Below are 23582 nucleotides of genomic sequence, written 5' to 3' on the forward strand. Positions count from 1 at the left end.
TATGAAAGGTTGTCATTCCATGTCCTTGAACTCCTTGAAAGTACAGATCATTCAGAAAGCATGGGAAGATCCAACGTTTAAGGCGCAACTGCTAGCCGACCCGCGCAAGGCGTTGCAAGCATCGTTCGGTATCGAGCTTCCGGAGGGGATTAACCTGAAGGTAGTGGAAGAGACTCCGTCCGACTACTACTTAGTCATTCCGCCTAATCCGGCAGAGCTCGAAGCTCCGCTAACTGAGCCGGGCAATCTTCGATATAATTGGAGTTAACCTTGATTCGAACAAGGGAACCGAATCGTCGCTTCGGTTCCTTTGCCTATTTCGCTGCGAAATTCAAGCGTTCCTTTCATGACTTCTATGATGCGGAATGTGACCATAAGTCCTAAGCCCGTCCCTTTGGTTTTCGTAGAGAAATAGGGATTGCCTAGCTTGGCGAGCTGCTCCTCGTCCATCCCGTGTCCGTTATCGGATATCCGTATGAACACCGTTGAATTTTCCTCGTAAGCTTTTACCTCTATTTTCCCGTTATCCTGCAAAGATTCGGCGCTATTCTTCAGCATATTGATCAGCGCCTGTTTGAACTTGGACGGGCTGCCGACGATCGTCAGAGGATTATCGGGCGCGTCTATATGCAGAACACCGCCGTTCAGCATGACCATCGGATGGATGATCATGGCGATCGTGTCCAATTGCTGCTTGACGTCCATCGAGACCATCACTTCCTGCTCGGGTTTGGCGAACGTTAAGTAATCCGTAATGATGGCGGCTGCCCGGTCCAGTTCGCTGATGGCCATGCCGAACTGAATCCGGTTCTCCTCGCCCGCTTTGCTCGAGAGCAGCTGCAGGAAGCCTCTCGTCACTTGCAGCGGGTTGCGGATTTCATGGGCGATGGAAGCGGCCATTTCGCTGAGAATCCGCATTCTCTCCGTTTTCTCGAGCTGACTGTTGAATAGTGCCAGCTCTTGGGAGTAGGAGAGCAGCTTCGCGTAGTCGGCGGCTATTATTCGATTCAAATTCATGACAAGACAAGCGATCAGGAACACGAGGCCGAACTTCCACAAGATGAACTCGTGCATGCCGTGCCCGACGAAGAGGATGGTCATATCGGCGATGCCGGAGATCGCAAAGGCGATAATACCGATCGATAGCAGCATGGAGTTACCATATCGCCGATAGGCATTCCGAACGGCCAGGACGATCGTGATGAGCAATTGCGCCATGACTAGCGGCGCAAAAATCCAGAACGTAAACAGTTTGTAATAGAAATATAACGACCCGCCGACGGTTTGGTATACGACCATGACGGCGAAACACGGGATATAATAACCGAGTAGCCACTTCTCGGCTTTCGTCAGCCAAACATAGGGTTCGTCGAAAGAACGGATAATGAAGTAGAACAGGGCCGGACCGAGAATGAGAATGAACGTATCGAACAAGAAGAAGAGTATGGGGCCGAAATCCGGATAGTAATGGTAAGGCAGCGATGAATTAGTGACGATCAGCATGCCCGTAGACAGGATGAACAAACCGAGCGCGTTCGCCGTCTTCGTTAATTTCCCGTCGAAAAAACCGGTCGAGACGAGCATAATCAGTCCGAGGAAGGCGATCGCGGCTCCGAGCAGCACGTTCGGAAGCATCTGGCGAACGTTCAGGGTGCTCAGGGTAGCGAACTCGCCGACTCGAACGGGACTGCCGATCCCGGCTCTCTCCGTAGATTCGATACGAATATATAGATTCGATTCGGTCGGTTTGGCCGTTAGCGGAACCAACACGATGTTGCGCTCGAAATCATAGCCGCGAGAGGAGCGATAGATGGGCTCGGCATCTTCGAATACGGTGACATCGAGCCCGTATAGCTTCGTAATCAACAGACCCGGATGGTGATAGGGGGACGTGGGCGGTACGACGATATGCACCCAGGAGCCTGCGGCTCCGCTCGGCAACTCGGTAAGAGGGCGATCCGCCGTTGTGGAATGCCAAGTTAAATCCGCGGAAGGAGTCATGCCCGACAGCTCCGACTTCTGAATCCAAGCCATGTTCCATTCGGTCACGGATTGGATGGTTTCGTCGCCATTGGTTTTCGTAGAGAAGGTTGACATAATGGCAAGTACGATACAGACGATCACCAAGATCATGACGGGTTGCCTAAAATTACGCATGAGACACCTCGATAGGTCCGGGAGTTATAACCTACCATTTCGACATGACTCGGGATCGATCCTGTAAAAAATGACATTTTATTTAAAAAAGCGACAAAACGAGGGAGAGGGGCAGCCTGGCGATCTCACTCCATGACTAGTCCGCCGGTTACGGGCGTGTAGGTTCCGGTCAAGAACCGCGCTCCGTCTCCCGCGAGGAAAGCGATGACCTCCGCCACGTCTTCCGGCTCCGCGATCCGTCCGAGCGGCGTGAAGCTGCCGATCACGCGGGCCTCCTCTTCGGCGATCGCCGAGCGTTCATCGGATCTCACGAAGCCGGGAGCGACGACGTTCGCCGAAATTCCGGAAGGTCCGAATTCCTGGGCGATATAGCGGGCGAAAGCGTCGAGCCCGCCCATCGCCGTTCCGAAGGCGATATACTCCGGGGTAGGATCTTTGCCTTCCGTGCCGGATAGATAGACGATCCGGCCGGAATGCTGCGCCATCATCGCAGGGATGACGGCCTTCGTCGGCTCGAACGCGGCTTTCAATTCCTCCGTGAGCTGCCGTTCGAATCGTTCCCAAGAGAGTTCGGCGAAAGCCGCGGCATTCGCGCCGACGCGGGCATTGCAGACAAGAACGTCGATACGTCCGAATGCGCTCACCGTATCGGCTGCGATTCGGGCCATCTCTTCCGCGCTGCGGACATTCGCTTGCATCGACGCCGCTTCTCCGCCTCGCGCGACGATCTCGGACACGACCGACTCGGCGTCTAGGCGATGCCGACTATCGTCGCTGACCACGACCTTTGCGCCTTGACTTGCCAGTTGCAAGCACGTCGCTCGTCCGACGCCTCGGGCACCGCCGGTAACAATCGCAACTTTTCCCAGTAAGGACATGGTTCTCAAACCTCCCCCTGATATTGACTCGCAATCTCCGTCGCAATCCGCTTGATTTTCAAGGCAATAGAAGCAGGCTCTAGCACTAGCACATCCGTCATGAAATAGAGCACGGTGCCGATCAGCCATCTCTCGTTCGGATAAGTCGTTCGCACCAGCAACTGCCCGTCCGGCAGCCGCTCGATTTCGCTTTCGTCGAAGCGATCCAATACGGACACGGCCGCGGATGCCTTAAACCGCAGTACGGCCTGAATCGGCGTATCCGCCGCGTCCTTCTCGGGCTTCTTCCATCTCTCGTTCAGCTCCGCAAGCGATTTCTCCCGACGAGTGAAGGATTCCGGCTGCACGCTCCATTCTCGGATTCGCGACAGCTTAAAGATTCGGTAATCTCCGCGCAACCGGCAATAGCCGTGAAGATACCAAGAATACGTCTTCAGCACAAGCGCCATCGGCTCCACCTCGCGCTCTTGCTCGCCGCTGCCCCTGCTCGTGTACTTAAATCGAATAAGCTTCCTATCGTTCACCGCTTGGCGAAGCGAATCGTATCGGCTGCGATCCTCCTCGCTGTTCTTCCAAGGGGTGAAATCGACCTGAATGCGCTCGCCCTCTTCCGCCCGGCCCTTCTCCGCCGTCGCCACCATCGCGCCGACTTTGCTCAGAAGAAGATCCATATTTGAGCGATCGTAGGCTTTGGTCGATTCGAGGCCGCGCAGCGCGGTCGAGAGGGCGGTCAGTTCGTCCAAGGACAGCAGCTGTCGATCCAGCCGGAAACTGTCCATAATCTCGTAGCCGCCCTCCGTGCCGGTATAGGAGACGATGGGAATGCCCGCTTGACCTAGCGTATCGAGGTCGCGATAGATGGTGCGCAAGGACACTTCAAGCCGCTCGGCCAATTCCTGCGCCTGCACTCGCTTTCGATTGAGCAGCAAGATCGTAATCGTCATTAATCGCTCAAGCTTCATCGTTATCTCTCCTATCCGGCATGCCTATCGCCGATATGTCGATTAATGCGCAGTCGCGAATCCTTCTCCCTCGGCTTCGGGGTCCATTTTATCCTTCGTCATCAGGAACGCGGCGATCAGTGCCAGCCCTGCGGGAATAAGGCTCCAAGCGAAGGTTGTTCCGATAGAGCTCGACAGCCCGCTTGTGATCGTATCGAGAAGCTGCGAATCGATGGACTCGCGAAACTCCGGGATCAGAAGCGAATGCGGATCGCTTATATCCAAGTCCGGCGGCAGCGCCGCGCTGCCCGAACCGATCGAATGCGTGAGCTTGGACAGCAGGCTATGGCTCTGCACGATACCGAAGATCGTAATGCCGAGCGCCATGCCGAGCGACCGGTTGAAATTCAACGTCGAGCTCGCAGCCCCGCGCTGAGCTACGGGGAACGAATGAAGCACGGAAGAGCCCAATACCGAGAAAGAAGCGCCGATCCCCAGACCGATTAGAATCATGATGATCGTAATGAGAAGTCGAGAAGATTCTACTGTAATTTGCGAGAGCATAACAAGACCCGTCAAGAGCAATGCGAGCGTCCCCATCATAATCGTGCGGTACTGCAGCTTGGTCATCAGCATTCCGCCAAGCGTCGCGGTTACGACCGAGCCGATCATCATCGGCAGTAAAGTCAGTCCCGAATTGGAGGCGGAACCGCCAAGCACGCCTTGCACGTAGATCGGAATGAAGATCGCAGCCGTCATGTAAGCGGCGCCGCTAAGCATGGCAACCAGATTGCTCGTCGCGTACAGTCTGCTGCGGAACAAGCGGAACGAGATGATCGGCTCCGCGGCTTTTTTTTCCACCCGAATAAGCAACAGCGTAAGGATCGCGAAACCGGCGAACAGACCGATAATTTGCGGAGAACCCCAGGCGTACGTTTTGCCGCCCAGTTCAAGTCCGAATATGCAGCAGACGACGGCTCCCACGAGAAGGACGGAACCCGCCCAGTCGATCTTTTGCTTCGAATGCTCCGCCGTTTCCTTGTAGAGCAAGGCAATGATGAGCAGGGCGATAAAGCCCAGCGGCAGATTGATATAGAAGATCCAGGTCCAATCGATGTGATCGGTGATGTATCCGCCCAGCAGCGGCCCGATGACGCTCGATAGACCGAACACGGCGCCGAACGCCCCCATCATTTTCCCGCGGTCTTTAGGAGACACGACATCGAACACGATCGTGAACGCAATGGATACCATCGCTCCGGCTCCGACCCCTTGAACCGCCCGATAAAGACTTAGTTCGACGATCGTGGATGCCATTCCGCACAAAGCGGAGCCGATCATGAACACGATAATCCCGAAGATGAAGAAGCGCTTGCGGCCGTACATATCCGAAAGCTTGCCGAAGATCGGCATGCAGGCCATCTCCGCGACCATATACGCCGAGGTGACCCATACGAACTTATCGAGTCCCCCCATCTCTCCGACGATCGTTCCCATCGCCGTTGCCACGATCGTGTTGTCCATAGAGGCCATGAGGATCGCAAGCAACAACCCTCCTACGATTACCGCGACTTTGTTCTGAAGTTTGGCCACGCGTTACCATTCCTTTCTTGATCCTATATTGATGGTTGAGCCATCATCTAGGTTCATCTTAAGCTACCGTTGTTGACAGCAGTCTGTCAGGGAGAGAACGGCTCTTTTAATTTCTAAAACTCATTTATTTCGTCAGAAAAGGCAGGTACCGTGTATATTCGGTAACCTGCCCTTAAAATTGGTTTTGTAATGTGTACTTCTAAGACGAATTTGTTGAAGAATTCACCGTAATAGTAACAAGATCAGGCGTGTCATAAGTTATGGCTGATCTCAAAAATTATAGTGTGCAGAGCCTTCATCGAATATATATTTACCACGTTAGCAATAGGGCATCCTGTACGACTTCGTTCTCCATTGTGTCACCTTGCTTTTGCAATCGGTTTACCATCGACATTCCACAATTTACGAAAGTACCTCTTTCGAACAACCCTTCTGGAGCGATTACTCCAATATCTTCTGAGCCTGATCGCCTTGTTCCATTAATTGAAAGCATTACTTTTACACCACGTTGTTTACATTCGTAAATCTTTTCCCATAAATCGGAAATCCTAAACTCTTGTGCGCCGTATAAAATAGCTTGACTATGTGTGTAGGGTGGGTCGCAATATACTAAATCTCCTTCTCTAGCCCTATCCATTACATTTTTAAAGTCTTCATTTAGAAATGTAACGTCTTCTCTTAAAATGTTGTGCCAAATTGCAACTCGCTCCTCGAACGCTTCAGGTGGAATAGGCTTATGTGGTCCTATGGGTGTACTCATGTAACCATCTTTTCTACGGAAGCGAACAATGCCGGAGTAGCATGTTCTGGATAGTACTGCAAAATCTAATGCATTAAAACTATTGTTGAATCGTGCTCTTATTTCTAAATATTTATTTTCCCTATCTTCATTATAGCCTTCGAGGCTTGTCCTATAGTGATCTATCAGTGTTTTCGGATCGTTTTGTACATACTGAAAAATCTCTATCAAAAACGGCAAAACGTCTGATCCGACAGCATTTTCGAATCTCCTAAATAATGAATTGTTATTGTAGTTGCACAAAGTACCTAGAACAGCGCCGCTTCCAAGAAATGGTTCATAAAATGTTTTTATATCATGTGGCATATAAGAAACAATTTCTTCTGCAAATCTGTGTTTATTCCCTACCCATTTTAACAATTGTGGGATGTCCGCTTTCGCATATGATATGCTGCTCATTAGTTCACCTCAAGTGATCTTCCTGCACAAGATTATATCAACACAATAGAGTTTTGTCACTCATAGTCTGTAGACTTATAGACTGCAGAAGAGTATTTTTCAGGTTGAATACATGAATGAAGATGGGTTGAATCTAATCAATGTGTATAAATGAGAACGAAATAAAAACGGATTTTGGAAATGCAATAAGGAAAGTTAGAACACAAAAAGATTACAGTCAAGAGAGATTAGCCGAGATTTCCGGTTTACATCGCACATATATTAGCGAAGTAGAACGCGGGGATCGAAACATATCCCTCGTGAATATTATAAAGCTTTGCAAAGCATTAGATATTAGTTTGTCACAATTATCAAAAATCATCGAAGAGGAGTAACTCATGCGTCCCAACAGTGAATATTTAGAAAAATCATCTGCATTTTGGGCATATGCTAAATTATTATCTGAACAATTGGGTTACTCTAGGGGCAATAAAGTTTTATCATACAGTAAAACTCAAGCAGTCGCAAAATTACACCAAATAGGAATTAACACAGATAATTCAATATTAGAAGATGTTCTCGATTATTTGGAATACCGTGCAGACATTTTAAATACCACTGTGCAGCATAACTTGATGGATTTACCTATTGCACGGCAAACATTTTATAAAGTATACGAGTTTTATAAACAAAACAGGTTTACTTCAGGATTACCTTTTAATAAACAAAAGAATGAAAAGAAGGATGTTGCTTATTTTACGGGTATTATCAATATAGTTACAGAAAAAACCTTACGGGAGTTTGCTCGTACGAATAACCTAGATTATGGAACAGATGTTGTTTATGATTTTAATCCGATGAATTTATCTTATTTTTTAAGTGAAAATAAAAGTTTAGAAGGCATTATGTCCAGGAGATTTGATGGGGCGTATCCATCAATCGTAAACCCAAGTTTGATCTGGGAAATAAAAGAATACTACTATACAACTACCTTTGGCAGCCGGATTGCAGATGGTGTATACGAAACTCAATTGGATGGATATGAAGTGAAGACGATTCGGGTAGAGACAGGGCACAAGATGAAGCATATTTACTTTATCGATGCATACGATACTTGGTGGAATATGGGGAAGTCCTACCTATGTAGAATTATGGACATGCTTCATACTGGCTTAGTTGATGAAGTTATCGTTGGTAAAGAAGTTTTTGAACGATGGCCCAAGGTACTTCAAAATACACTCGAAAAGCAATTAAAATGAAAATGATTGACATCAAATATCACAACTCTACCCGTAAGGTCGAGAAATATTTATTTTACTTCTTTTGTTTTTTTATACTTAGTGTGGTATATTTAAGGTGTCGATGTAAGTAGTGATAAGATATTAATTGGTTCTTTATAATAATTTGGAGCAAAGCATGCCCATTAATAAGGGCATGCTTATTTGCGTTGGAGGGTAGCTGTGAAAAGTGTGATATCGTACCCATGCCGAGGTAAATGGGGAAGAGCTGATTATCGTGGCAACTGTTCCGGGCATGTGATAAAAGACTTGTTAGAGCTTTATAGACCTCGTACGTTCCTTGAAATCTTTGCTGGAGGTGGGACTGGTTTCGAGGTTGCTAGGGAATTGGGATATATAGACTCGGCTCATTTAGATTTGAACCCCAAATGGGGAGGGTGGAACGCGTTAAAAGATGAAGTCCCGGTTAGCGCAGAGTTTATTTTTTGTCATCCCCCCTATTACGACATAGTTGTTTATTCAGGGGAAGTATGGGGGCATGCGCATGAGGATGACTTATCTCGCGCTCGCGATTATGAAGATTATATTCGGAAGTTGAATATAGTTCACAGGAAGTTATTCGATAGTCTTCCCATAGGAGGGAGGTTGGCGACGCTGCTAGGTGACTGTAGAAAAAAAGGGATTTACTATTCGATCATTAAGGATATGGAGTTTATTGGTTCGCTTGAATCCCATATTATCAAGGTTCAACATAATTTAACCTCATCGGCAAGAAAATACCGGGGCTTCTTTATACCAATCATTCACGAGCATTTGTTGATTTTTAGAAAATAAAAGTATGCTACGAACTATGCGAAATAGTAGTTAAAATATGCTTTATAGAGAGTAAGTACCGTTGGTGTCCGCATTTTCGCCTATTACAGTTGTTTACTGCATTCACTTAAGCGATTGAAGTGTCGAAGATCTTCATGGAAGAAGCATGGAGTCAGACGGCTAGCATGGGAGGGCAGTTTACAGAAAGATGTTCAAGCTGCTCGATCAATTCGTGGCGGTACCGGGGAACGCCCTGAACGTCTCGGCTTTATACATATAAGAGAGAGGGAGTTTCAGATGGCCAAATGGGATAACATGCTGTCCATGCTATGGATGCTGAGGTCCGGAAGGAAGCTTACCGCCGCGCAGATCGCGGACAGTCTGGAGATTAGCGTTCGCACCGTGTACCGGTATATCGACGCGTTGTGCGCCAGCGGAGTGCCGGTCGTCGCGGAATCCGGCCATGACGGCGGCGTTCGCATTCTGGAAAGCTTCGAGGAGACGCCGCTGTTCTTCAACCCCGTAGAGCTCAAAGCGCTTGTGGATGCTTACAAATTCGCGCAAGGCGCCGGCTATCCGTACACGGAGGAGTTGGAAACCGCGTTGAAGAAGGTAGAGAGCGGCTTGCACGGAGAGCAATGCCGCGATCTGCTCCGCCAAGCCGGCGGATTGGACGTGATCGCTCCGGCGCGACCGCCTTCCGTCGTTCCGCTCTTGCGGGAGCTGGAGCAGGCCGCGCAAGACGGACGAACGGTACGCATCGCCTATCGCAAAGCGAATGCGGAGCAGTCTGGAGAACGGGAGATCGACCCTTACGGCCTTGCTTACGATCGCAACGAATGGTACGCCGTCGCGTATTGCCGCCGCTCGGAGGCGGTGCGTACGTTCCGAGTCGACCGCATCGAGCGGGTGGAGGCAACCGAAGAACGATTCGCAAAACCTGATCGGTTCTCCGCGTCCGCCTATTTCCGAGACCAATCCGAACGGGGAAGGGATCCGGACGGGCCGTTGACGGTCATCCGCATCGAGGGAGAGCCCGAGACGCTGAACGCGGTTTGCGGCCACTGGCATATGCGCCACTATTTGACCGAACGGACCGATCGGGAGGCGCGCTTCCTGCTGGACGTTCCGACGATGAACAAGTATCTCCCGTTGTACTTGATGATGTTCGGCACGGCCGTACGCGTCCGGGAGCCGCTTGATTTGAGGCGGCGAATCCGGGAATTGGCCGTCGGTATCGCGGGCAATCACCAAGACGATGCCGATTGAACTTCGCTGACAGCGGTTGTCAGGGAACTCGGTATACGATATAGGCATGGCTATTGCGGCCGAACGACATCGTATATAAGGAAAGGTGATTGGCTATGGTTCATCACTCGCATCAATCGTACGACTATCACGCTTGGGCGAACGACAGGCTGTTTGCGCACCTGCGGCAGCTTCCGGAGGAGGCGCTCCATACGGAAGTGACGAGCGTGTTCTCGTCCGTATCGCACGTGCTCGGGCACATCTACTTATTCGACCGACTGTACTTGTCCGTGCTCTCCGAAGTTCCGAACGAGGAAATCTTCCCGAAGATGCAGGGCTGGACGGAGGAAGCGCAGGGCAAAACCGTGGAACAATTGCATACGTTGTTCGCCGACGTAACGGAACAGTATCGCGGTCTGCTGCGGCGTACGCCTAATCCGGATAAAGAGATAACGATCGAGCATCCGCGCTACGGCCGTCTGGATACGCGATTCTCCGAAATCCTGCAGCATGTGGTCAATCACGGCACGTATCACCGCGGCAACATTACCGCCATGCTGAGGCAGCAGGGACATGCCGGAGTTCCGACCGATTATCTCTTTTATATACTTGAACGCGGCGGCTCCCTCTAAAACCGGAATATTATGCTAGAATGGAGTGAGGCTCGCAGCCATATCGCTTACGGGGATGGTTTAAGTTGACCTTGCAGCAATTGAAATATATTCTGACGATCGTCCGGTGCGGCTCGATCAGCGAAGCGGCCAAGCAGCTGTTTATCTCGCAGCCCAGCTTGTCCAGCGCGGTCAAAGATATCGAGCAGGAGATCGGCATCGAGATTTTCCTCCGTTCGTCCAAAGGCATCGCGCTGTCGAACGACGGCGCAGAATTTCTCTCTTATGCCAGGCAGGTCGTGGAGCAGGCGGAACTTCTCGAGCAGCGCTATACGAACCGCAAGCCCTCGAAGAAGCTTTTCTCGATCTCCACGCAGCATTATGCCTTCTCGGTGCAAGCTTTCGTCGGCTTGTTGAAGGAGTTGGGCGTCGACGAGTACGAGTGCACGCTGCGCGAAACCCGAACCTACGAGATTATCGATGACGTGCGGAATATGAGGAGCGAGCTCGGAATTATCTATCTTAACGAGTTCAATCGCAAGGTTCTGCAGAAAATATTAAGAGAGAACGATCTGCGGTTTCATCCGCTCTTCGCAGCCGAGCCGCACGTCTTCATCAGCTCCGACCATCCGCTCGTTTCCAAGCCGATCCTGGAGATCGAAGATTTGGACGATTATCCTTGTCTGGCTTTCGAGCAGGGCGCATACAACTCGTTCTACTTCTCGGAAGAAATTCTCAGCACGAGAATCCATAAGAAAAAAATACTGGTGAGCGACCGCGCGACGCTGTTCAACCTCTTAATCGGACTGAACGGTTACACGATCAGCTCCGGCGTGCTGAACGAGGATTTGAACGGCGGCCAGATCAAATCCGTACGTCTGCGAACGGACGAGAACATGACGGTCGGGTACATTACGAACCAGAAGGCCAACCCGAGCCGGCTGGGGCTAACCTATTTGCGGAAGCTGAAATCCGTCATCTCCGAATTCGGTTATCCGATATTAGACCAAGAGGATGAGCTCGTATGAGCTCATTTTTTTATACGACTAGTGTAACGTGCGCCATACACTCTTCGCCACACACTCTCCGCCATACACGCTCCACCGTACACGCTCCACCGTACACGCTCCACCGTACACGCTCCACCGTACTCTCTTCTCCACCATACACGCTCCGTCATACACGCTCCGCCACACACGCTCCGCCATACACGCTCCACCGTACACTCTCCGCCATACTCTCTTCTCCACCATACACGCTCCACCGTACACGCTCCACCGTACTCTCTTCTCCACCATACACGCTCCACCGTACACGCTCCACCGTACTCTCTTCTCCACCATACACGCTCCGCCACACACGCTCCGCCATACACGCTCCGCCATACTCACTACGCCATACACTTTCCGCTATACACGCTCCACCGTACTCTCTTCTCCACCATACACGCTCCGCCACACACTCTCCGCCATACTCTAGAACCTGCGATAGTACAGTTATTTCATAGAACCAGTAGGGCATTAAATCAATAAATGCAAATGTGCAGGTGATATCTAGCCGCGTGACTCCATTTAAGGTTTGCAGGACTAATACCTGCAATTTTGCAGGATGAAGGGAAAAACGAGCGATTTGGGGTAGGATTAACTGCAGGATTGCAGGTGTGGTGCGACTCAATAGCGAGACAAAGTGTGCGAACCCCCGATGGTGCGACTCAATAGCGAGACAAAGTGTGCGAACCCCCGATGGTGCGACTCAATAGCGAGACAAAGTGTGCGAACCCCCGATGGTGCGACGGAAGTAGAAGGACAAAGTGTTGCGAACCCCCGATGGTGCGACGGAAGTAGAAGGACAAAGTGTTGTGAACCCCCGATGGTGCGACGGAAGTAAGAGGACAAAGTGTTGCGAACCCCCGATGGAGCGACGGAAGTAGGAAGACAAAGTGTGCGAACCCCCGATGGTGCGACTCAATAGCGAGACAAAGTGTGCGAACCCCCGATGGAGCGACGGAAGTAGAAGGACAAAGTGTTGCGAACCCCCGATGGAGCGACGGAAGTAGAAGGACAAAGTGTTGCGAACCCCCGATGGAGCGACGGAAGTAGAAGGACAAAGTGTTGCGAACCCCCGATGGAGCGACGGAAGTAGGAGGACAAAGTGTTGCGAACCCCCGATGGAGCTACGGAAGTAGGAGGACAAAGTGTTGCGAACCCCCGATGGAGCGACGGAAGTAGGAAGACAAAGTGTGCGAACCCCCGATGGAGCGACGGAAGTAGGAGGACAAAGTGTGCGGCCCCCCGATGCTGCGACGGGAGTAGGGTGGGCCGTCCATTCTGCTGCGCTCTGACGCACGTCGCCGTTGGCGCCAAAAGCGACGCCGGGAGAGCCGCGGGACAAGATTGGCAACGGTACGCGCTTGAGACGAGCACGCCCGACCGATCCGAGTAGGATCGTTTTTTTTATTTTTAGAGGCAAGGAAACTATGGCATTTTTTAACTGGTTAACCGCTCTAATGTTTGCTATCTTGCTACTAAATGCCTAGTAATTGCTATCCTTAGAGACTTTCTGCCTAGACGAGGAGAGAAATCAATGACAACAAGACATCGCAAGTCGTTCGGAACAAGAGCGTTCTGCGCGCTGATGAGCGTGCTGCTGGCCATCCCGTTGTTCGCGGCTGCGGCAAGCGCATACCCAGGTCCGGCTGCGCCGACGTACACGGGGCCTTTGACGTGGACGGAATATACGGAGCCGGTTTCGCCGTCGCCAATCGCGGAATATTTTACCCCGTACGCATTGGCTTTCGATGGCGACGATAATCTTTACGTTGCGAATTTTAGCAGTCACACGATACAGGAAGGCCCCGAAAGAGGCCGAATCCAACGGATTTCGGACAATGGGTTGTCCGTCACGGATATCACGTACAATGCGATGGTTACTTATCCGTTCGGCATTGTCGCCGATCATCTTGGCAACGTATACGTAACGGACAATTCGACGACCGGAACAAGCGGCAATACGGCTAGAATTCTGAAGCGGGATCCTATCACGGGTACGTGGGAGAACATGAATAACGGAGATATCAAGTTTCCGAGGGGAATTTCCGCGGACCGGCAAGGCAACTTATACGTCGTCGACAGCGCCATGACGGTAGACAGGCCAACGACAATCTGGAAGTGGTCCAGCCAATCTGAAGAATGGGGGGCTATTGCAGGCCCTGAGTTTACGGCGGGTTCTTATGGGTTCGACATCGCGGTGGATAGCGCAGGAAACCTATATGTCGATACAGTGGGAGGCAACGGTAGAATCAAGAAGCTTCCGGCAGGCGGAACGGAGTGGATAGACGTTACGCCGACCTCCGCATCCGTATTCATCGCTTTCGGGATGGGAATCGATGCGCATGACAACTTGTATGTCATGAACATGGGTACGGGAAGCGTGTGGAAGCTTGGATGGAACGGGGACTCGGAAGATTGGACGGAGATTGCAGCGACGACAATCGAAAGCGGTCTATGGGACGTCGCGGCCGACAGCCATGGTTACGTCTATGGAACGAGTATCGTTAACAACAACGTTAAGGCGATGAGGGCAACGGTGAAGTATAACGGCAACGGCCAATCGTCTGGGACCGTTCCGTCTGATACTCAAGCCTACCGGCCTGATCAAACCGCAACGGTATTGGGAGCCGGAGACATGATCAAGACCGACCGCGTGTTCTCCGGTTGGGCGACTTCGCCGACCGCAACGGTAGCCGAATATGCTCCTGGCGACTCGATCGGCATGACGCAGACGGTCACGCTATATGCGGTATGGACAACGGTTCCGATCGTTACGATAACAGATATACAGCTCGATAATCCCGCGTACACGCTCTCGGTCGGCGGTACGCGCCAATCCGTCGTAACGGCGGTATACTCCGATACGAGCACCGCGCCGTTAACGTCAGGCGTTACGTTCGCTTCCGATAATACGGCTGTCGCGACCGTCGACGGTACGGGGCTTGTGACCGCTGTCGCAAGAGGACAAGCCGCGATTACCGCCGAATTCGAAGGCTTGCAAGCAACGGCGACCGTAACGGTTCAAGCTCCGTCGTCTCCTCCGGCTAGCGGCGCTACGACTCCGCCCGTTCCCGAGCCCGAGCCGGGAGTCGAAATCATCGTCGACGGCGTGAAGCAAGAGAAGCTGGCGACAGCCCGGAAGAACGAGGCGGGAGGGAGAACGATCACGACGGTCGTGCTCGATAGCGCGAAGATCGCGGACAAGCTGGATCGCGACAACAGCAAGCTCATCACCATCCCGGTGGCGGGCAACGGCGGGGACGTCATCGGTCAGTTGAACGTCGGATTGGTCCGGAAGATGCAAGAGAAAGGCGCTTCCGTTCAGATTCAGACCGATCGCGCGACCTACACGCTTCCGGCATCGCAGATCGATGTCGACGATATTCTGTCGAAGCTCGGTCAGGGTGCGACTCCGGAAGACATCAAGGTCAATATTCGGATCTCCGACACCTCAAGCGACAATCAAGAATTAGCGCAGTCCGGAGCTCGGAAGCTCGGAGCTCAGCTCGTACTTCAGCCGATCGACTTCGAAATTACCGTCGATTACGGAGCGCGAACCATAGAGGCGAACAAGTTCAACAGCTATGTGGAACGTTCGATCGTCATTCCGGAAGGCGTCGATCCGAGCCGAATTACGACGGGCGTCGTCCTAAGCCCGGACGGCAGCTTGAGCCATGTTCCGACCGTCGTTAAGCAAGAGAACGGTCAGTACTACGCAACGATCAACAGCTTAACCAACAGTACGTATAGCGTAATCTTCAATCCTCGGGAAATGTGGGACGTAAGCAACCATTGGGCGAAGGATGACGTGAACGACTTGAGCTCCCGCTTGATCGTTAGCGGGGTCACAGGGAAGATGTTCGCGCCGGACGCGACGATTACGCGCGCGGAATTCGCGGCGATCGTAACGCGCGGTCTCGGCATTCGGAGCGCGACTTATGCCGGCGGCTTCTCGGATGTTGCCGCATCCGACTTGCACGCGGGCGCCATTCAAGCAGTTGCGGATTACAAGCTCGTCTCGGGCTACGAAGACGGAACGTTCCGTCCGAACGCGCGCATGACCCGCCAAGAAGGGGCAGTCCTGTTAGCCCGGGCGGCAGCGGTCGCGAAGCCGAGCGCGAACCTGGCCGCCGAGGAGATGGATCGCTTGTTGTCCGCTTTCTCGGACGGAGGCAATGTCGCCGGCTGGTCCCGTTCAAGCGTCGCGGCGGCAGTCCGACTGCATCTATTGCAGGGCCGCAACGGCAAGCTTGAGCTCGAAGCGAACTTGACCCGAGCGGAGACGGCGGCGCTCGTGCGTCGGCTGCTTCGCACGGCTAACCTTATCGATTAGACGTTACGCAAGAATAGACGGCCACAGGGATACGAATCCTTGTAGCCGTCTATTCGCGTTTACAGCGATTCCCTGACTTCGAGCGTTGCCTGAACCATGTGCCGCAGGCTTGCCCAGGTCTCGGTCTCGCCGCGCGTCTTCAGCCCGCAATCGGGATTGACCCACAGCTTGCCTGCATCGATCTTGTCCAGCATCCGATACAGTCCCTGCTTGATCTCGCCTGCCGTCGGTATGCGCGGGGAGTGAATGTCGTAGACGCCCGGGCCGACTTCGGTCCGGAACCCGCACCCGTTGATGGCGTCGATAATCGCCAGATCCGAGCGCGAGGCTTCGAATGAGATGACGTCGGCGTCCATCGCGTCGATGTCGCGGATAATATCGCTGAACTGGCTGTAGCACATGTGAGTATGGATTTGCGTCTCGGGGCGTACGCCGGCATGCACCAGCCTGAAAGCGGGAATCGCCCAGCTTAAGTATTCGCTCTGCCAATCCGATCTGCGGAGCGGCAGCTTCTCCCTCAGAGCGGCTTCGTCGATCTGAATGATCTCGATGCCGCTTCGTTCCAGATCGAGCACCTCGTCCCGGATGGCTAAGGCGATCTGATAAGCGCTATCCTTCAATCCGATATCCTCGCGAGGGAAGGACCAGTTCAGAATCGTGACCGGTCCGGTCAGCATTCCTTTGACCGGTTTGTCGGTCAAACTCTTCGCATAGGTCGAGTATTCGACGGTAATCGGTTTGGAGCGGCTGATGTCTCCCCATATGATCGGCGGTTTCACGCATCGCGTGCCATAGGATTGCACCCATGCCTGCTCCGTGAACAGAAACCCGTCCAAGCATTCGCCGAAATATTCGACCATGTCGTTGCGCTCGTATTCGCCGTGGACGAGCACGTCCAAGCCGACCGTTTCTTGGCGGGCGATGCATGCGGCGATCTGTTCGCGGTTAAATTGCTTGTACCGTTCTTCGGTAATCGATCCCTTCTTGAAGGCGGAGCGATTCGCGCGTACTTCGGCCGTCTGCGGGAACGAGCCGATCGTCGTCGTCGGAAGCGGGGGCAGATTGAACTTCGCCTTCTGCGCGATTGCCCGTTCGGCGAAAGCGGGAAGACGCGCGAAGTCGGCTTCGGTCAGCGCAGCCGTACGTGCTTGCAGGGCGGCATTGCCCGTAAAGCGGCTTGCGCCGAAAAGCCGTTCGTTCTCTTGGTAGAGCGGCGAGGCGACGGGGACATCGTTCGTCAAGATCTCCCGCAGCTCCGCGAGCTCGCGCAGCTTCTCCTCGGCGAAAGCAAGATGCCGCGTGTTCTCCTCCGGCAGCTTCGTTTCGCCCTTCGTCGAATAAGGCACGTGTAGCAGCGAACAGGAGGAGCTCAGCACGATTTGCCCGGTATGCGACCGCAACTCTTGAACGAGCGCGATGGCGTTCGCGTACCGGTTCCTCCAGACGTTCTTGCCGTTCAAGACGCCGGCGAACAACGTCTTCTTATCCGAGAAGCCGAATTGCCGGATCAGATCCAAAGACCGCTTGCCTTCGATGAAATCGATTCCGATGCCGTCGAACGGGAGCGCTTGAAGCTCTACGTAACCGTCGCGAACGTCCCCGAAGTAAGTCTGCAAGAGAATGTTGGCGGAGCCTTTATCGGCTAGAATCGCGGAATACAGCTTCTTGAATAAGGCAACGTCGGCCTCCGATAGATCGGTGACGAGAATCGGTTCGTCGATCTGAATCCATTCCGCGCCTAGCCCGCCCAGCTTCGCAAGGGCGGCAGCGTATGCCTTCGCCGTTGCCTGCACGAAGTCGACGGCTTGTTTGGCGCCCGTGTACTTGGCGAGCTTAAGCAACGTAAACGCGCCGATCAGGACGGGTTTCGTCGCGATGCCCAGCTCCTTCGCCTCGGCGAACTCGTCGAACGGTTTCGTCCCGGCTAGCTGGATCGTCGTCGCGTCGTCGATCTCCGGTACCATGTAATGATAGTTCGTGTTGAACCATTTTTTCATCGACAGCGCCTTTACGTCGCCTTGCTCGCCTTGATAGCCCCGAGCCATCGCGAAGTACGTCTCCAGCTCGCCGAGGCCAAGCGCCCGGTACCGCTCCGGGACGATATTGAACAGGCAGGCGGTATCCAATACCCCGTCGTAGAACGAAAAGTCGTTGGAAGGAATGAACGTGATGCCGTTCTCCCGTTGGATTCGCCAGTGGGCGGCTCTTAGGTCCGTGCCCGTTCGGATCAGCTCGTCTATCGAAAACCGGCCTTTGAAATAGTTCTCCGAAGCGAATTTGAGTTCCCTCAATGCGCCGATTCTAGGATAGCCGATAATGGACGTTCTCATGGTATATCGCTCCTTGCGCTTAAGTTTTGCTTAATTATAGAGCGATCTTCTCGCTATCGAGAAACACATAAATTCTATGCGGGGATATAGCTTTTCCCTATGTCCTCAATGCATGTTCATACCGATAGAAGGATACAATTGCAGCGCATGACCTTCGAGAGGGTGGTTGAAGATGTCGGCAAGAACCGAGAAGGATAAAATGTTGGCGGGGGAACTGTACCTTGCTTCCGATCCGCAATTGACCAAGCCATAGTCGCAGCGAAAGGTCCGCTCGATATAGATGCTCTCTCCCGTCGTTCCGAAGAGCTGTTTGAGAAGCGCGGACCGCGTATCGTAATCCGTCTCTATCGTTTGGTTGAACAGTCGGGTCAGCTTCCTCGCGTTCTCTTGCGTGATTCTGGACGTATGCGAAGTCCGTATCGGCGAGAATTGTTTCGTTGCGCCGGGGGCACATATTTATACGGCCGCTCATCCGGGCGTGACGATCGGAGATAACGTGGTCGTAGCCTCCGGGGCGGTCGTGACCAAAGACGTACCGGACAACGTAGTCGTAGGAGGGAATCCCGCGAAAGTCATAAAGAAGATCGACGTTTAGACGCGAAACGAGAATAACCCGCTCTGGTCGGAGCGGGTTATTCGTCGCTTATCGAAGTCTATTTACTCTATTTTCCTTCCAAGTTTATATATGCTAGTATGTTACAGGTAATAGATTATCAGGAGGTGCCCCTTTGACAACGATTCGAAGTACCATCGCAAGTTTGCTGGCTTTGGTGTTAGCCGTCACCATCGGGCTAACGAGCGCAAGCGCAGCCGCCGACGATTCTATCACAAGAGGTCAATTGGCGACATTGATCAATCAGACGTTCCAAATCACGGTAGAGGGACCGAAGCAATCGTTCTCCGACGTCTCTGCAGCCAACCCTAATGCCAATGATATCGCGATCGCCGTGACCGCTGGATATATGAAAGGTACCGGCGGCAACAAATTTAAACCTAATGCAAGCGTAACCGGGGCCGAACTAGCCGTAATCGCTTGCAACTTACTAGAATGGAAGGGCATTGACGCTGGCGCGGGCGCGACGGACGTACCGGCGTGGGCCGCTCCTTACTTCGCGGCGCTCGACGATTTCGGATTGCTGGACGATCTGGGACTTTCCGTAGGCAAAGTCACGGCCCAGCAGGCGCAAGCTTTCCTTGCAACGCTCGCGTACGTGGCTCAAGCAGCCGCCAACAACCCGTACGGAGCGCAGCAAGTCGGACTCAAGGACGACTTCTACCTGTACACGAACCGAAAGTACGTAGCGGCTCCTGTTATACAGCCCGGATATCCGGCAGCCGGAACCTTCTATGACGTAGCGAAGAAAGTAGAAGATACGAGAGCCGAAATCATGCAGCAGTTGCTTTCGGGCAAAGATGTGGCGGCCAGCGGATCTCCCGAATGGAGAGCGGCCGAAATCTATGCGTTATACGCCGACGTAGATGCGCGGGAGAACGGCGTTCTCAAGCTCCGTCCTTACCTGGATGAATTGTATGCGGTCAAAGACGCTGCAGGGCTCCGGGCGATCGCCGAGAAATATTGGGATCGGTTCAATTTCATTCCGTTCATCGGATTCGGGCCGACCGAGGATACGCTCGGCGACAGAACGAAGTTCGCCGCTTCGTTCGTAGGTACGGGCTTAGGTCTGGGTACGGCGCTCTATTATTCCGACGACCCGTCGATGGCGAACGTTCAGAAGGCTTACGTCGGGTACATCGAGAAAATTCTCGGCTACTTGGGCGAGAAGGACAAGCTTCCCGAGCGCGCCATGGCGATCTTCGAGATCGAGAAACAGCTTTCCGTCAAGGCGACGCCGCCGGATCAAATGCAAGATCCGCGCAATTTTCTGAAGAAGACGACCTGGGAAGAAATTAAGAAGGCAACGCCGAATTCGGGACTGGCCGCAATGGTGTCGAAAGTCTACGATCTTCCCGCAACCATGACGGTATACTCCCCGGAGCATGAATATATCAAATTCGCGGACGGCCTCATAACGGATCAGAATTTGCAGACGATTAAAGATTTGCTGGCCTTTAACACGTACCATAATTATGCGAATGCGTTCTCCGAAGAAGCGCTGGGCTTCGAGGACGACCTCACGAAAGCGGTAGCGGGCATCGTGCCCGAGAAGGTTCCGGTAGAGCAGCGCGCATCCGCTTTGGCGCAAAGCTTCGAACCGCAAGCGTTCGATAAATTTTTCGTCAGCCAGTATTTCCCCGAGTCCAGCAAAAGCGACGTCAATGACATCGTGAGCGAGATTATCGCGAAATACGAGGATCGTATCGATGCGCTGGATTGGATGAGCGCCGGCACGAAAACCAAGGCGATCGAGAAGCTGAAGAACATTAAGGTAAACATCGGCTATCCGGATGAGTGGAAGCAGACGCTTTCCTATAGCGTTACAAGCCGGGAAGACGGCGGTACGCTGTTCGATGCAATGATAAACCATAGAATTGCCGCCGAAGCAGCCGGTAAAGAAGCGCTAAAAAAACCGTATTCTCTGGATGTATGGAACGTGCTGCCGGTCATGACGGTCAACGCGTTCTATAACCCTTCGACGAACAGCATTATTTTCCCGGCCGCGATTCTGCAAGCGCCTTTCTACGATCCGAAGGCAAGTCGGGAGCAGAACTTAGGCAGTATCGGCGCGATTATCGGACATGAAATTTCCCATGCGTTCGACGTCAACGGCGCCCAATTCGATAAGGACGGGAATTTGGTCAATTGGTGGACGGAAGCCGACTATGCAGAGTTTCAGAAGCGTACGGCCAAGGTCGCGGCGGAGCTGTCCGAGATCGAATTCGTGCCCGGCAATAAAGTAAACGGCGACCTGACGCTCGCGGAGACGATTGCGGACCTAGGCGGATTATCGTGCGTCCTCGATATTGCCGACGACAATCCGAACGCCGATCTATCCCAGGTGTTCGAAGGCTTCGCCCGGGCGTTCGCGGCCTGGATGCCATCCGAGCTTAGCGTCGTATACTTGCAAATGGATCCGCACGCCCCGAGTAAAGTTAGAGTGAACTTCGTGCTGCAGATGCAGGGCAGCTTCTACAGCGTATATAACGTAACGGACAAAGACGCGATGTACGTGTCGCCGGAGAAGCGGATTTCCATCTGGTAACGATCCGGTCTTCGAATCCGTTCTCGAACCGAGAGTCCCTTCCCAGGGGCTCTCGGTTTTTTGTGCATGCCCGAAGTGCATATTCTGTCTAAAAATTGTAAAAATCGGAGTTGTCTACAAGGATATCGTCAGTATAATAGGGATAAAATACCTTTTCGCCGCGTTCGGCGAGATTGCGAGGTTGAGATGGCCAACGAAAAAACGAAGTACGAAACGGTGGATGCGTACATCGAGAGCTTTCCATCGGAAGCGCAGGAAGTTCTGCGTCGAATCGGAACGGCCATTCGAGAGGCCATACCGGAAGCCGAGGAAGTCTTAAGCTATCAGCTTCCGGCGTTCTCCTACCACGGGATGGTCATTTACTATTCGGCCTATAAAGGGCATTATTCGATATCGTTTCCGCCGCCCTTCACCGTGTTCGAAGCTTATAAAGACGAGCTGGCCGAATACGAAATGTCCAAGACGACGGTTAAATTCCCGGCCGGGCGGGAAGTGCCCTTGGCGCTCATTCAGAAACTTGCGGCATTCAAGGCGAACGAGAATCTACGGAAGGCTTCCGGCAAGAAAAAGAAATAAGAAGACTGGACGAGGAGTCACCCTTTACCGGGTGGCTCTTATTCGTTCGACGACTCCTAATCGGGATAAAACGAGATGACGAAACGGAGGGGCTTCCTTGTTTCGAATCATGATCGGGGAGGAGAATGCATCCATCGATGCAAGCCGTTCCGACGTGACGGTTTCGTCACTTCGCGTTTATCTTGGAGGCATGATGACGTAACCTTGGGCCTTTCGTGTCTTGAGGGTAGTGATGAGATGATCCTTTAAAGCGATTTTACAGGTGATCTCGAGTATGACCTCGCTCTTCGCGGTCGAGAACAGCTTCAGCTTCTTCTTATTGAGCGCCAGTTCGAGGAGCAACCCCAAGAGAAACCCGCCGAATAAGCCGACCAGTCCCCAAATAATCGGTCCCCAGTACATTTCGAATCCGTAAATCGCCCCCAGTACCGAGAAGAAAGACGCGCCCAGCATCGCCCCGTCCAGTAAGCTTCTGCCGTCGACCCGATGAATGGAGTCGATGATGTGCGCCCCGGGATCAAGATTTTCGAGCGGCAACGCAACGATATGGTGGGCAGGAACTCCAAGCTTCTCGATATCATGGATGACCATCTCCACGAAAGGCGAGTGGTCGAAGGTCGCGATGACTTGTACGGTATCGTAATCGCTGGCGATCTGATGTTCCAATTGGCCCGCCCTCATTCTGAGATACCTGATTTGTTCGATATCGAATAAAGTATTGTTTTCGTTGACTGATGTATACGCATGATAGATCGCGAAAGTGAACATAGAAGGGAGGAAGAGAAACCATTGCCAATTCACGATTTCGGCAGCGTTGGAGAAATCCCCAAGGAAGGAATACAGCCATGTTCGAACGGCTTCCGCCTTATAGCATATATAAATCCACCAGGCCAGAATGAACGTGCCGACGACAATGCTGCCGCTATACAATTGCCCCAAGCCGGGTGATAGGAACGACCAGACCAGGCCAAGCCAAGGATGTTTCTTATCCAGAATGGTGATATCGAAGAAACTGACGTCGGAAGGCGTGACGGGAGCGTCTTCGATTTCGGATAAAGCATGGTGTTTGATCATCTCCACCGAAGAACGGTAACTGTCCCAGATGCTGAAAGCGTACACCGCTACATAGAGCAGAGCCCAGTTCTGGTCTAGCTGAGCAGTGGCTTCTTCGAACCGGCCGAGGAAGGATAAGGCGATCGCCATGTTAAGGTGGCATTGATTGTTGACGATCAATTCCCATACGATCAATAGGATTCCTAGCAAGTACTTGCCGATATACATATGCCCGAAGCCCGGGAATGCCGCCGACCACCAAGCGGTTATCCAAGGAGGGCGGGGATAGACCGAGTTGATCCCGAATACGGAGATTTGCCCCTTGGAATAGCGAGGCCTAATGTCGGCGGACGGGAGCTTCTTATGCGGCATCGGCGATCTACTCCTGCGTGTCAGTGTCTGCACACACAGTATATCCAACAAC

General features: G+C 52.6%; 19 protein-coding genes and 1 pseudogene. 12 read left to right on the forward strand and 8 right to left on the reverse strand.

The window, feature by feature from the left end:
- Positions 1–19 precede the first annotated feature (19 nt).
- Complete coding sequence (locus COHPA_RS0114720) at positions 20–268, forward strand: NHLP leader peptide family RiPP precursor (protein WP_027086921.1); 249 nt, start codon at positions 20–22, stop codon at positions 266–268.
- Here COHPA_RS0114720 and COHPA_RS0114725 read toward each other — a convergent pair.
- The 5 genes from COHPA_RS0114725 to COHPA_RS0114745 all read right to left on the reverse strand — a co-directional run bounded on the left by COHPA_RS0114725 (position 265) and on the right by COHPA_RS0114745 (position 6767).
- Positions 265–2157, reverse strand: a complete 1893-nt coding sequence (locus COHPA_RS0114725) for a sensor histidine kinase (protein WP_084760719.1) — start codon at positions 2155–2157, stop codon at positions 265–267. The two genes, COHPA_RS0114720 and COHPA_RS0114725, sit on opposite strands and share 4 nt — an antisense overlap.
- A 125-nt stretch (positions 2158–2282) precedes the next feature.
- Positions 2283–3035 carry an SDR family NAD(P)-dependent oxidoreductase gene (locus COHPA_RS0114730; RefSeq protein ID WP_027086923.1) on the reverse strand — a complete coding sequence of 251 codons (753 nt, stop codon included), beginning with the start codon at positions 3033–3035 and terminating at the stop codon, positions 2283–2285.
- Positions 3036–3040: 5 nt separating this feature from the next.
- The gene (locus COHPA_RS0114735; protein ID WP_027086924.1) at positions 3041–3997 is read right to left on the reverse strand and encodes a helix-turn-helix transcriptional regulator; all 957 of its coding nucleotides are present in this window, start codon (positions 3995–3997) and stop codon (positions 3041–3043) included.
- Positions 3998–4039: 42 nt separating this feature from the next.
- Complete coding sequence (locus COHPA_RS0114740) at positions 4040–5569, reverse strand: MDR family MFS transporter (RefSeq protein ID WP_027086925.1); 1530 nt, start codon at positions 5567–5569, stop codon at positions 4040–4042.
- A 310-nt stretch (positions 5570–5879) separates the two neighbouring features.
- Positions 5880–6767: a DNA adenine methylase gene (locus tag COHPA_RS0114745; RefSeq protein ID WP_027086926.1), complete on the reverse strand. Its 888-nt coding sequence runs from the start codon at positions 6765–6767 to the stop codon at positions 5880–5882.
- A 140-nt stretch (positions 6768–6907) separates the two neighbouring features.
- Between COHPA_RS0114745 and COHPA_RS25200 the strand changes: the two genes are divergently transcribed.
- From COHPA_RS25200 to COHPA_RS24530, 7 genes are all read left to right on the forward strand, one after another.
- Positions 6908–7141 carry a helix-turn-helix domain-containing protein gene (locus COHPA_RS25200; RefSeq protein ID WP_084760721.1) on the forward strand — a complete coding sequence of 78 codons (234 nt, stop codon included), beginning with the start codon at positions 6908–6910 and terminating at the stop codon, positions 7139–7141.
- A gap of 3 nt (positions 7142–7144) precedes the next feature.
- Positions 7145–8005 carry a DUF7687 domain-containing protein gene (locus tag COHPA_RS23575; RefSeq protein ID WP_027086927.1) on the forward strand — a complete coding sequence of 287 codons (861 nt, stop codon included), beginning with the start codon at positions 7145–7147 and terminating at the stop codon, positions 8003–8005.
- Between the two features lie 201 nt (positions 8006–8206).
- Positions 8207–8818, forward strand: a complete 612-nt coding sequence (locus COHPA_RS0114755) for a restriction endonuclease subunit M (RefSeq protein ID WP_027086928.1) — start codon at positions 8207–8209, stop codon at positions 8816–8818.
- Positions 8819–9094: 276 nt separating this feature from the next.
- Complete coding sequence (locus tag COHPA_RS0114760; RefSeq protein WP_027086929.1) at positions 9095–10066, forward strand: helix-turn-helix transcriptional regulator; 972 nt, start codon at positions 9095–9097, stop codon at positions 10064–10066.
- A gap of 95 nt (positions 10067–10161) precedes the next feature.
- Positions 10162–10677, forward strand: coding sequence for a DinB family protein (locus COHPA_RS0114765; protein WP_027086930.1), 516 nt, complete (start codon positions 10162–10164; stop codon positions 10675–10677).
- Between the two features lie 65 nt (positions 10678–10742).
- Positions 10743–11684, forward strand: a complete 942-nt coding sequence (locus COHPA_RS0114770; protein ID WP_027086931.1) for a LysR family transcriptional regulator — start codon at positions 10743–10745, stop codon at positions 11682–11684.
- 1555 nt (positions 11685–13239) lie between these two features.
- Entirely contained in the window at positions 13240–16038 is a 2799-nt protein-coding gene (locus COHPA_RS24530) for an S-layer homology domain-containing protein (RefSeq protein WP_027086932.1), read from the forward strand.
- 59 nt (positions 16039–16097) lie between these two features.
- Here COHPA_RS24530 and metE read toward each other — a convergent pair whose 3' ends face one another.
- Positions 16098–18368, reverse strand: a complete 2271-nt coding sequence (gene metE, locus COHPA_RS0114780; protein WP_027086933.1) for a 5-methyltetrahydropteroyltriglutamate--homocysteine S-methyltransferase — start codon at positions 18366–18368, stop codon at positions 16098–16100.
- A gap of 199 nt (positions 18369–18567) precedes the next feature.
- On the opposite strand from metE, the gene COHPA_RS26325 reads away from it, so the two are divergent.
- Positions 18568–18621 (forward strand): maltose acetyltransferase domain-containing protein, encoded by a 54-nt coding sequence (locus COHPA_RS26325; RefSeq protein WP_342667818.1) that lies wholly within the window; start codon positions 18568–18570, stop codon positions 18619–18621.
- Between the two features lie 83 nt (positions 18622–18704).
- Here COHPA_RS26325 and COHPA_RS26490 read toward each other — a convergent pair.
- Positions 18705–18788 (reverse strand): annotated as a pseudogene (locus COHPA_RS26490) (hypothetical protein); the annotation flags it as partial.
- Here COHPA_RS26490 and COHPA_RS26335 point away from each other — a divergent pair.
- The 3 genes from COHPA_RS26335 (at position 18760) to COHPA_RS0114795 (ending at position 22105) form a co-directional block, all read left to right on the forward strand.
- Positions 18760–18963: a DapH/DapD/GlmU-related protein gene (locus COHPA_RS26335; RefSeq protein ID WP_425393687.1), complete on the forward strand. Its 204-nt coding sequence runs from the start codon at positions 18760–18762 to the stop codon at positions 18961–18963. The pseudogene COHPA_RS26490 and the gene COHPA_RS26335 sit on opposite strands and share 29 nt — an antisense overlap.
- A gap of 133 nt (positions 18964–19096) precedes the next feature.
- Positions 19097–21529 carry a M13-type metalloendopeptidase gene (locus COHPA_RS0114790; protein ID WP_027086935.1) on the forward strand — a complete coding sequence of 811 codons (2433 nt, stop codon included), beginning with the start codon at positions 19097–19099 and terminating at the stop codon, positions 21527–21529.
- A 186-nt stretch (positions 21530–21715) separates the two neighbouring features.
- Positions 21716–22105 (forward strand): iron chaperone, encoded by a 390-nt coding sequence (locus COHPA_RS0114795; protein ID WP_027086936.1) that lies wholly within the window; start codon positions 21716–21718, stop codon positions 22103–22105.
- Between the two features lie 177 nt (positions 22106–22282).
- Here the strand turns inward: COHPA_RS0114795 and COHPA_RS0114800 are convergent, their stop codons facing one another.
- Positions 22283–23530 (reverse strand): membrane protein, encoded by a 1248-nt coding sequence (locus COHPA_RS0114800; RefSeq protein ID WP_027086937.1) that lies wholly within the window; start codon positions 23528–23530, stop codon positions 22283–22285.
- Positions 23531–23582: the final 52 nt, after the last annotated feature.

The organism is Cohnella panacarvi Gsoil 349, assembly GCF_000515335.1.
Classification (GTDB): Bacteria; Bacillota; Bacilli; order Paenibacillales; family Paenibacillaceae; genus Cohnella; species Cohnella panacarvi.